Raw genomic sequence first — 6,443 nt, 5'->3', positions numbered from 1 at the left:
AGCAGGCCTGGCCTGCTGCCGCGGCGGGCTCAGAGGCCGAGGGCGGACAGGTCGAGGCGGCCGTCGGCCATGGGCGGACACCAGAAGTAGCTGCCGCTGATCGGCCGGGTGAAACGGAACAGGCCATCGAGCACCCCGTCTTCCACGCCGATCATCCGTAGCCACTGGACCTCGAAGGCCTCGAACGAGCGGCCGAAGGCGGCGAACAACAGCCCCGCGCGGTGCTCGTCGGACCAGGGCGCGCCGCGCCGCAGGAGGAACGCGGCGGGCTCGAAGCTTTCCTGCTCGGTGCGCTTGACGTGGGCGTAGGCCGGCGCGTCTTCCAGTTCTTCATCGTCGGACTTGCGGCGGCCGATGATGTTGTCCATCTCCTCGCCGGGGATCGCCTGCATCCGGTCGAAGTCATGCAGCCACTGCTGGACAGCAACGAAACTGCCGCCATCCAGGCCTGCACCGCGCCCGGAGACCAGCGCGGCTTCGAGCGCCGCATCGCCCTTGGGGTTCTCGGTGCCGTCCTTGTAGCCGGACAGGTCGCGGTCCTCGCCGTAGAGGAACGCATCCACCGCGCCGGTCCGCTGGAAGGCCGGCGCCAGCGACCGTTCCAGCGCGTGCGAACGCAGCGTCACCTCGCCGCGATCCTCGCCGCGCAGCCAGCACCACAGCGCGGAGGGCGTGGACGGCAGGTCGATGCCGGGCGCGGCGAGCACCGGATAGTCCTTCATGCCCTCGACGGTCTTGCCGAGGCTGAGCATCAGCGAATGGCCGATACCCACCACCAGCTGGTAACCATCGGTGGCCGCGGCCAGGCTGGCCAAGGTCGCGGCCACCTGCTCGGGTTGGGAAATACTGAAAAACAGGTAGCGACCCACCACCGGAATCGGGGTGAGAATGCCTGGCTGAGCCGCGCTCATGTTGCCTCCATCTATCATCAGGCCGTGCGCCGCTCGTGGCGATGCACCTTCGATCTCGTTCTGGTTCGAGCAATGCTCGGTCTCGGAGCGCAGCGGCGGGCGACGCCAAGCGAAGCGGCTCCGAAATACCCGCGCATCCTAAACCGGTGCAACGCCAGAGACCACTCGAAGACGAGGGAAAAGCGCGAAGCCGGACCTGCGTCGCTCAGAACTCCATCGGCATGAGACCGACCACCAGGCCGGCGACGGCAAGGGCAAACACCAGCAGGGCCTTGGCGAGTTCGAGATGATGGGCGTTCATGGGCTTACCTGTCGGAGGGAAAGCCTGACGCTAGACGCCGAACATTGCAGTTGTGCAATCAGTCCCGGTCCGCTTGCGGCGAAACCGCTCCGCTCGCCGAAAGCAGGCCCAGCGCATGCTCCAGCGCCGCATCCAGGACCTTGTCGCGCGCCACCTCGCTCGCCTGGGCACGCGCGAGAAGCACCGCGCCGACCGACAGGCAGGTGAGCACCCAGGCCCGGTTCTCGTCGCCCATCAGTTCGGCCAGCCGCCGTTGCCGTTGTTCCAGGGCGCGTTCGAAGGTTTCCCGCACCTCGGGCCCTGCCCGGCCCACCTCGGCGGCCAGCGCCGGAATCGGGCAGCCCATGTCGGCATGCTGCGCATGACCGCGACTGAGGTAGAGACGGGTGGCGCCGGCCAGTTGCTCCAGGCTGTCCAGCGGAAAGGCATCGTGCTGGGCGCTCAGCTCGCGCTGCAGGATCGCTTCGAGCAACTCCGCCTTGCTGGAGAACTGCGAGTAGAACGCCCCGGTGGTAAGACCAGCCGCCTTCATCAAGGTGTCCAGGCCGGTGCTGGCGAAGCCCTGGCGCTTCACCAGCGGAGCGGCCTTGCTCAACAGCAGGGCGCGGGTGGCCTGTTTCTGTTCCGGTTTGTAGCGCATGCCGACTATCCGTTGGTTGGGGAGACGATGTCGTCACATTGGATAATGATCGTTATATAACGCTCGTTATCCAATGAGGAAGCCGCAATGACTCTAGCACCGCGACACCTGCGCATAGAACAACGAGGACGCGTCCTGCAAGTCCTGCTCGACAATCCCCCGGCGAACTTCCTCACCACGGCGGTGATGCAGGAACTGGCCGACCTGCTGGACGACCTGGAGCAGCGCCAGGACATCGGTGCTGTCATCCTTTCCGGAGCGGCGGATGGGGTCTTCCTGACCCACTTCGACGTCGACGAGATCGAGCGCGCCGTCGCCCCCATCACCTTCTCCATGCCGGCCTGGCTGACACGCCTGCTGCTGGAAAGCGAAAGCCTCCTGCGCCACCTGCCTGGAGCGAGGAAGCTGCTGCGTCACACCCTGCTGGCCGGCGTCGCCGACATGAACCTGTTCCATGAGGTCACCGCGCACATGCGCCGCATGGACAAGGTGTTCATCGCCGCGATCAACGGCCTGGCCTTGGGTGGCGGCTGCGAGCTGGCGCTGGCCTGCGACCTGCGCCTGATGGCCGAGGACGACCAGGTGGAACGCTTCCTCGGCCAGCCGGAAGTACTCATCGGCCTGATACCGGGAGGCGGCGGCACCCAGATGCTGGCGCGCAGCCTGGGCGTGGCCAGGGCCCTGGAGCTGTGCCTGGAAGGGCAACTGCTGGAGCCGCGCCAGGCCCTTGCGCTGGGCCTGGTCAACGGGCTGGCGCCAGCGGAGGAGCTACTGGAAGCCGCCGACGCGCTGGCGCAACGCCTGTCCCGGCGCTCACCGCAAGCGGTGCGCCTGATCAAGCGTTCGATCTACCAGGCGGCTTCCCGCGACTGGACGGAGGGCATGGCCAGCGAAAAGGCCGGCTTCCTCTCCGCCGCCTCCCAGGGCAATACCCGCCGCGCCATGCGCGAATACATCGAACGGGTGCGCACCATCACCCGGGAAGAGCGCCCTTTCCGCCGTGCGGATTTTGACGACCTGACCGAAGGCAACGCCATCGACATGGCCTACAGGTGATCTGCATGACTGCCTCCCCTTCCCCGGTTTCCGCCACGCCTTGGCTGACCCTGAGCATTCGCCTGATGGCCGGCGGCTTCCTGCTGTTCTTCGGCCTGGCCCTGGCCACGCTGCTCCTGCGGCTCGACCAGTCGCTGCTCGACTCCGACGCCGGGCGCCTGCTGCTCCGCCTGGTTCGCTGGGGCGACCAGCAAGGCGGCGGACAGCACTATGAGCTGATGATCTCGACGATCTACCTGGTCTGGGGCGCATTCCTCTGGCGCGCCGCCAGCCAGCCCTTCCGCCACCGGCTGTTCATCGACTTCACCGTGGCAGCCAATGCCGCGCACTTCGGCCTGATGTTCCTGCAGGGACTGTTGATGCCCGGCGAACACATCCACCTGGCCGGCGATGTCCTGCTGGGCTGGGCCTCGCTGCTGCCGCTGATGCTGTTCTGGATACCGCAACGCAAGCGGGCAACCCCTTCGCTCGCCGTCGAGCGGAGGTGACGACAGTGGAACGGCCCCCAAAGGGGCCTAGCAGTTCGAACAGGCTCCTCTTGATGCCGTTGCGGACTGGCCTATGCTCACGGTGTGTGCGAACCCCAAGGGTATTTCCCGACCAGCTCCCCCGCGGTCGGGATTTTTTTTGCCTGTCGCTCAGCGCTTCGGGTCGAAGGGCGAATAGCCCCGCCGGCGCAGGCTCGCCAGGGGCGCGAACAGCGGCTCCGGCAGATCGGCCCAATCGAACCAGGCCCAGCCGTCGCACTTGTCCGGCTCCATGAGGCGCGCCTCGGCATCCTCCGCGCAACCGGCCAGGATGAACGCGGTGAGGTAGTGGCGCCCCTCGAAGACGTCATTGCTGAACGGGCCGTGGCGCAGTTCGCTCAGCGCCAGGCCGGTCTCTTCCAGGGCTTCGCGCAGGGCGCAGTCCTCCACCGCCTCGCCGAACTCGAGATGGCCGCCGGGCGCCGACCAGCAGCCAGCGCCATGACTGCCCTTGCGGCGCCCCAGCAACACCTTGCCGTCCCGCAAGATCAGGACACCCACGCCTACCTGCGGTGCCGGCATCGTCGTACTCCTGCTTCGGGATCAGAGATGGAGCGTACCGCTCATGTACAACGCCGCCTTGCCAGAGATGACCACCCGCTCGCCGCGCACGTCGCATTCCAGGCGCCCCTTGCGCGCCCCGCCCTGCTCGGCGCTCAGCCGGGTCTTGCCCAGGCGCTGCGCCCAGTACGGCGCCAGGGAGGTATGCGCGGAACCGGTCACCGGGTCTTCGTTGACGCCGACGTTGGGCCCGAACCAGCGCGAGACGAAATCGAAGCGCTGGCTGCGCGCGGTCACCGCCACCCCGCGGCACGGCAAGCCCTTAAGCCGGGCGAAGTCAGGCGCCAGGGCGGCGATCGTCTTTTCGTCGTCGACCACCACGAGGTAATCGTCGGTCTTCAGCACTTCCGCCTCGGCAATACCCAGCGCCTCCAGCAGTCCGTCCGGTGTCGCGCAAGGCTCCGGACGCTTGGCCGGGAAGTCCATCGCCAGCGAGTCGCCCTCGCGCCGCACGCTCAGCTCACCGCTACGGGTAGCGAAACGCAATACCGGGGAAGCGTCGTCGAGCTTGTGGATCAGTACCCAGGCCGTCGCCAGGGTCGCATGACCGCACAGGTCCACCTCGACCTGCGGCGTGAACCAGCGCAATCGATAGTCGCCGTCGCGGCCGACGACAAAGGCGGTTTCCGAAAGATTGTTCTCTTCCGCGATGGCCTGCAGGCGCTCGTCGTCCAGCCAGGCATCGAGGGGGCAGACCGCCGCCGGATTGCCCTGGAAGGGACTGTCGGCGAATGCGTCTACCTGGAAGATCGTCAGTTCCATGTTCCGGACTCCTGTATCGATGGGCTGCGCACCTTAGCAGCCGGACCGAGACCAGGACAATGCCGCGCCCCGCGCAGGCGCCTCGCTCAGATCTGACGGATATCCAGCAGCGCCCAGACCTGGTAACCCTGGCGCTTGGCTTCCTTCTCCGCTTCCAGTTGCGCGGTGACCTTGCTGATGGAGCGCGAGCGATGTTCGAAACGCAGCGGCAATCCCGCCCCGCCCTTGCGCACGCTCAGTTCGACGATGGTGTAGCGGACCGGCTGGCTGGCCTCGGTCCGGACCTTTTTCGGTCGCGTTTCGGCAAGGCCCAGCGCCTTGCGCATCTGTTCTTCAGAGTAGATTTCCTGCACGCATTCACCCAGATTGAATAAAACCCGCAAATCCTATTGGTTCGCGACCCCACTTGCCAGGATAGTCGGCGAAGCGGGTCACACATCGACGCGAAAATCGCGCCTACCAGATCCGGCAGCTTCATCGAAACCGCCGCCGACATAAGCTGTGGGCGCTGTACATCCCTGGATCCTTTCCCGGCCTGCTCCACGCGGCCGGGATTTTTTTTGCCCTCTTCACCCTTGCGCCGACTGCGGACGCCAGGCTGGCCTTCAGCCTGTCCGGCAGCTATACCGAAAGTCTCCACCGTGATCAGGATCCAGTATGCTCGCCTGCCCCCTCCCTCCCGACGAAGCCCTGCGCCAGCAGGCCCTGGACGACATGGCGCTGGTCGACACCCCCGCCGAACACTACCTGGACGCCCTGGTGGAACTGGCGCGGGAAACCTTCGGGGTGAAGACCGTGCTGATCAGTCTGATCGACCACGACCGCCAATGGTTCAAGGCCCGTATCGGCCTGGATGCCGAACAGACGCCGCGCGACCTGTCCTTCTGCGGCCACGCCATCCTGGCCAGCGAACCGCTGATGGTGACGGACGCCTCCAGGGATCCGCGTTTTCACGACAATCCGCTGGTCACCGGGCCGCCCTTCATCCGCTTCTACGCCGGCGAGCCCCTGCACGCCAGCAATGGCCAGGCCATCGGCACACTCTGCCTGATCGACCCGAGCCCGCGGCTGCTGGATCTCCGGGAAGGACGCCAGCTCAATCGACTGTCGATCCTGGCCGAAGGATATCTCCAGCTACGCAGCCTCACCGAGCACACCCGCTTCCTGCGCCAGGAGATCGACCGGGAGCAGCGCAAGTCACTGCTCGACCCCCTCACCCAATTGTGGAACCGGGCCGGCTTCCACGCGCTGCACCAGCATGAACTGGAGTTGGCGCGGGCCAGCGACCAGCGCATCGGCATCATCTACAGCGATATCGACCATTTCAAACGTATCAACGACACCCTGGGGCACCGGGCCGGCGACAGCGTCCTCCGCGAGGCGGCTTCGCGACTGCGCGCGGCGCTGCGGCCGGAAGATCTCCTGGCGCGTTTCGGCGGCGAGGAGTTCGTGGCGATGGTCCGGGTCCGCGAGACCACGGAACTGACCATGATCGCCAATCGCATCCGCGAACTGATGGAAGCGACCCCGATCGACTGTGCCGGCACGTCCGTGCCGGTGACCATCAGTGCCGGCTGTACCCTGGCCGGCAGCGGCGAAGAACCGGAACGGGCACTCGCCCGGGCGGATGCCGCGCTGTACGACGCCAAGCGTGCCGGACGCAACCGGGTGGTCAGCGTCTGACC

At 66.5% G+C, this 6,443-nt stretch carries 8 protein-coding genes; 3 read left to right on the top strand and 5 right to left on the bottom strand.

Translation table 11 applies throughout. The features are described 5' to 3' along the window. Positions 1-29: 29 nt before the first annotated feature. Together HMPREF2716_RS20440 and HMPREF2716_RS20435 are read right to left on the bottom strand one after the other, a co-directional pair. Positions 30-929, bottom strand: a complete 900-nt coding sequence (locus tag HMPREF2716_RS20440) for a Dyp-type peroxidase (protein ID WP_003119903.1) — start codon at positions 927-929, stop codon at positions 30-32. 341 nt (positions 930-1,270) lie between these two features. Continuing rightward, positions 1,271-1,852 carry a TetR/AcrR family transcriptional regulator gene (locus HMPREF2716_RS20435; RefSeq protein WP_003090825.1) on the bottom strand — a complete coding sequence of 194 codons (582 nt, stop codon included), beginning with the start codon at positions 1,850-1,852 and terminating at the stop codon, positions 1,271-1,273. An 87-nt stretch (positions 1,853-1,939) separates the two neighbouring features. Here HMPREF2716_RS20435 and HMPREF2716_RS20430 point away from each other — a divergent pair, with 87 nt between their 5' ends. Continuing rightward, positions 1,940-2,908, top strand: a complete 969-nt coding sequence (locus tag HMPREF2716_RS20430) for an enoyl-CoA hydratase/isomerase family protein (RefSeq protein ID WP_043493313.1) — start codon at positions 1,940-1,942, stop codon at positions 2,906-2,908. A 5-nt stretch (positions 2,909-2,913) separates the two neighbouring features. Further along, positions 2,914-3,396 carry a DUF6632 domain-containing protein gene (locus tag HMPREF2716_RS20425; protein ID WP_014602755.1) on the top strand — a complete coding sequence of 161 codons (483 nt, stop codon included), beginning with the start codon at positions 2,914-2,916 and terminating at the stop codon, positions 3,394-3,396. A gap of 150 nt (positions 3,397-3,546) precedes the next feature. Here HMPREF2716_RS20425 and HMPREF2716_RS20420 read toward each other — a convergent pair whose 3' ends face one another. The 3 genes from HMPREF2716_RS20420 to HMPREF2716_RS20410 all read right to left on the bottom strand — a co-directional run bounded on the left by HMPREF2716_RS20420 (position 3,547) and on the right by HMPREF2716_RS20410 (position 5,084). Next, entirely contained in the window at positions 3,547-3,957 is a 411-nt protein-coding gene (locus HMPREF2716_RS20420) for a nucleotide triphosphate diphosphatase NUDT15 (RefSeq protein WP_003099138.1), read from the bottom strand. A gap of 21 nt (positions 3,958-3,978) precedes the next feature. Next, complete coding sequence (locus tag HMPREF2716_RS20415) at positions 3,979-4,758, bottom strand: PhzF family phenazine biosynthesis protein (RefSeq protein WP_003114424.1); 780 nt, start codon at positions 4,756-4,758, stop codon at positions 3,979-3,981. Positions 4,759-4,844: 86 nt separating this feature from the next. Further along, complete coding sequence (locus HMPREF2716_RS20410) at positions 4,845-5,084, bottom strand: hypothetical protein (RefSeq protein ID WP_003114425.1); 240 nt, start codon at positions 5,082-5,084, stop codon at positions 4,845-4,847. Between the two features lie 331 nt (positions 5,085-5,415). Between HMPREF2716_RS20410 and HMPREF2716_RS20405 the strand changes: the two genes are divergently transcribed. Beyond that, positions 5,416-6,441 (top strand): diguanylate cyclase, encoded by a 1,026-nt coding sequence (locus tag HMPREF2716_RS20405; protein WP_003114426.1) that lies wholly within the window; start codon positions 5,416-5,418, stop codon positions 6,439-6,441. Positions 6,442-6,443: the final 2 nt, after the last annotated feature.

It is taken from the genome of Pseudomonas sp. HMSC076A11, from assembly GCF_001810205.1.
Classification (GTDB): domain Bacteria; phylum Pseudomonadota; class Gammaproteobacteria; order Pseudomonadales; family Pseudomonadaceae; genus Pseudomonas; species Pseudomonas aeruginosa.
The sequence above is the reverse complement of the archived record's forward strand: the minus strand, read 5'-3'. Positions and strand labels throughout refer to the sequence as shown.

Excerpts from the sequence above, each read along its gene's own strand:
- HMPREF2716_RS20440 (WP_003119903.1), bottom strand. The coding sequence starts at position 929 with ATGATAGATGGAGGCAACATGAGCGCGGCTCAGCCAGGCATTCTCACC.
- HMPREF2716_RS20420 (WP_003099138.1), bottom strand. The coding sequence starts at position 3,957 with ATGCCGGCACCGCAGGTAGGCGTGGGTGTCCTGATCTTGCGGGACGGC.
- HMPREF2716_RS20415 (WP_003114424.1), bottom strand. The coding sequence starts at position 4,758 with ATGGAACTGACGATCTTCCAGGTAGACGCATTCGCCGACAGTCCCTTC.
- HMPREF2716_RS20425 (WP_014602755.1), top strand. The coding sequence starts at position 2,914 with ATGACTGCCTCCCCTTCCCCGGTTTCCGCCACGCCTTGGCTGACCCTG.
- HMPREF2716_RS20435 (WP_003090825.1), bottom strand. The coding sequence starts at position 1,852 with ATGCGCTACAAACCGGAACAGAAACAGGCCACCCGCGCCCTGCTGTTG.
- HMPREF2716_RS20405 (WP_003114426.1), top strand. The coding sequence starts at position 5,416 with ATGCTCGCCTGCCCCCTCCCTCCCGACGAAGCCCTGCGCCAGCAGGCC.
- HMPREF2716_RS20410 (WP_003114425.1), bottom strand. The coding sequence starts at position 5,084 with ATGCGCAAGGCGCTGGGCCTTGCCGAAACGCGACCGAAAAAGGTCCGG.
- HMPREF2716_RS20430 (WP_043493313.1), top strand. The coding sequence starts at position 1,940 with ATGACTCTAGCACCGCGACACCTGCGCATAGAACAACGAGGACGCGTC.